General features: G+C 56.5%; 3 protein-coding genes. 1 reads left to right on the forward strand and 2 read right to left on the reverse strand.

Annotation, left to right across the window (positions count from 1 at the left end; translation table 11 throughout):
- The coding region (gene mgtE, locus ACE4YL_RS12785) for a magnesium transporter (protein WP_461369688.1) at positions 1-960 on the forward strand (960 nt) is incomplete at its 5' end.
- A gap of 82 nt (positions 961-1042) precedes the next feature.
- Here the strand turns inward: mgtE and ACE4YL_RS12790 are convergent.
- Complete coding sequence (locus ACE4YL_RS12790; protein WP_461369689.1) at positions 1043-1423, reverse strand: DUF4363 family protein; 381 nt, start codon at positions 1421-1423, stop codon at positions 1043-1045.
- The coding region (locus ACE4YL_RS12795; protein WP_461369690.1) for a DUF421 domain-containing protein at positions 1420-1764 on the reverse strand (345 nt) is incomplete at its 5' end. The genes ACE4YL_RS12790 and ACE4YL_RS12795, both read right to left, overlap by 4 nt.

Genomic DNA, 1764 nt, shown 5'->3' on the forward strand with positions numbered 1-1764 from the left:
AACAGCGCCGGCAGCCTGGCATCTGTGGATTATATTGCCGCCCGCCGCTGGTGGACCGTAGAGCAAACCCTCTCGCACATGCGCAAGGTGCAAGTCACGGCCGAGCTTTACAATTATATCTATATCCTCGGCCCCCTGGGAGAACTGGTCGGAGTCCTCTCCCTCCGGCAGTTGATCCTGGCAGATCCGGCCATGCGGCTGGAGGAGATCATGGTGCGAAAGTTGATCACCGTGCCGGCCGAACTCGACCAGGAGCAGGCCGCTCAACTTGTAGCCCGCTACGACCTGATCGCGCTGCCGGTGATCAGCAGCACCGGGAAAATGGTGGGGATACTCACGGTGGATGATATCATCGACGTGATCGAAGAAGAGGCCACCGAGGATATCCACCTGCTCGGCGGGAGCGAACCTGTAGAAACCCCGTATTTCAAAACAGGATTGGCCATCTTCTTCCGCAAACGGATTGTCTGGCTGCTGCTGCTCTTTGTCGCAGAAGCCTTTACCGGGAACATCCTCCGTCATTACGAAAGTTTGCTTACTCAGGTGGTGGCCCTCTCTTTTTTCATCCCCCTGCTGATCGACACTGCCGGCAATGCCGGTACCCAGACCTCAACCCTGGTGATCCGGGCGATGTCAGTCGGGGAGATCCGCGGCGGCGACTTCTTGAAAGTAGTTTGGCGGGAGATGCGCCTCGGGCTGGCCCTGGCCCTGCCCATGGCCGGGATCACTTTCCTGCGGGCCCTGATGCTGGGCAGCTCCCCCAATTTGGGTCTTACCGTTGCCGCCACGATCCTGGTAATCATCACGGTAAGTTCCACTCTCGGAGCGATCATGCCCATCATCGGGAAAAAGTTGGGGCTGGATCCAGCCGTGTTCTCCTCTCCTATGATCACCACCCTGACCGACGCCGTGGGTTTGATCATCTACTTCCGGTTCGCCCGCCTGCTGATGGGATTGTAATGCAGGAGCAAGATAAGATGCAGGGGCCGCAGGGACGGTGTATACCTCCGACCTGCGGCCGGCCTTTCCGACTACGGGCCGTTTAAAAGATATTCCTGATCGTCGGCACTTCGGTATCCTTGATTCTTTTGGCCATACGCATGGCCACAGCCACCTCGATCAGAAGCTCTTCCCGGTTACGCAGCTCCGCCAGCTTGATCACCCTGGTCAGCGATTGATCAAGATGATCCACCTGGCGGTGATCCATGATCGGGGTCCAGGAAGCATCCGTCTTGGCCCATATTTCTTGAAGCTGCCTTGATTCCCGGTGCGCCGCCGCCCAGTCCCCTTCTTCCACGGCCCGGTGAATCCGGTGCAAGTTCTCCTGCAGCTGATTGTATAAAACGGTGGTATAGATAAAAAGAACAACCGAGCCCGCAAGGACGACCAGGAACAAGATCACCGCGATCCATACTGTTTTCACCGGCTTTTCGGATCCTCCTTTCGCTGCACGTAGAGTTGCCCTTCCGTATCCAGGCTGGCAAAAAGGACATCTTTTAAGTCTTCAATTCCCAGCTTCTTCATCTCGTTCTGCAGCCAGAGCAGGTCCAGCTTTGTTTTTCCCAGGTTTTCATGGTTAACATTGCCGTCGACGATCAAGGGATGGGGCACGCCCTCGTATTTGGTCTCGATCTGCAGATCGCGCGGCTGCAGCGGCCGGCACTGCGATTTGGGAATAACGCTGAGATCGCCGTTCGTTTCAAAAATGGCAAACTCCACGTCACTAATATTGTGGTAGCCGCAAATGCGCAGCTGCTCGATCAA

Origin of the sequence: Candidatus Darwinibacter acetoxidans (genome assembly GCF_041936445.1) — a bacterium.
GTDB lineage: Bacteria > Bacillota > Limnochordia > Darwinibacteriales > Darwinibacteriaceae > DTU010.